This is a genomic window from Jidongwangia harbinensis, from assembly GCF_020216025.1.
Lineage (GTDB): Bacteria > Actinomycetota > Actinomycetes > Mycobacteriales > Micromonosporaceae > Actinoplanes > Actinoplanes harbinensis.
Window position 1 is genome coordinate 1 of sequence record NZ_JAIWNC010000118.1, and the last position, 640, is coordinate 640.

1 protein-coding gene is annotated in these 640 nt (G+C 69.5%); it reads left to right on the forward strand.

Going from position 1 to position 640, the window contains the following annotated elements; all coding sequences use genetic code 11:
• Positions 1 to 640: RNA polymerase sigma factor SigF (locus LDL48_RS43240; protein ID WP_225261014.1), on the forward strand; the 640-nt coding region annotated here is incomplete at both ends.

Below are 640 nucleotides of genomic sequence, written 5' to 3' on the forward strand. Positions count from 1 at the left end.
ATCGAGGCGTGGCTGCCGCTGGCCCGCCACCTCGCCCACCGTTACTCCGGCCGCGGCGAGCCCACCGACGACCTGGTCCAGACCGCCACCGTCGGACTCATCAAGGCCGTCGACAAGTTCGACCCCGAACGCGGCGTCGACTTCGCCGGCTACGCCATCCCCACCATCATCGGTGAGATCAAGCGCCACTTCCGCGACCGCACCTGGTCCGTCCGGGTCCCGCGCCGCCTGCAGGAACTGCGCCTGTCCATCACCGAGGCCAACAGCACCCTCACCCACACCCTCGGCCGGTCCCCGACCGTCGCCGACATCGCCGCCCACCTCGACGTCACCGAAGAAGACGTCCTGGAAGGCCTCGAAGGTGCCCGCGCCTACAACGCCACCTCGCTGTCCACCCCGATCTCCGCCGACGGCACCACCGAGCTCGGCGACACCCTCGGCGGCGAGGACCACGAATTCGAACTCGCCGAGACCCGCGTCGCCCTCGGGCCCGCGCTGGCCACCCTCGACGAGCGCGAGCAGAAGATCCTCACCCTGCGCTTCTACGGCAACCTCACCCAGTCGCAGATCGCCGACCAGATCGGCATCTCCCAGATGCACGTCTCCCGGCTGCTGACCAAGGCCCTCACCAAGCTCCGCA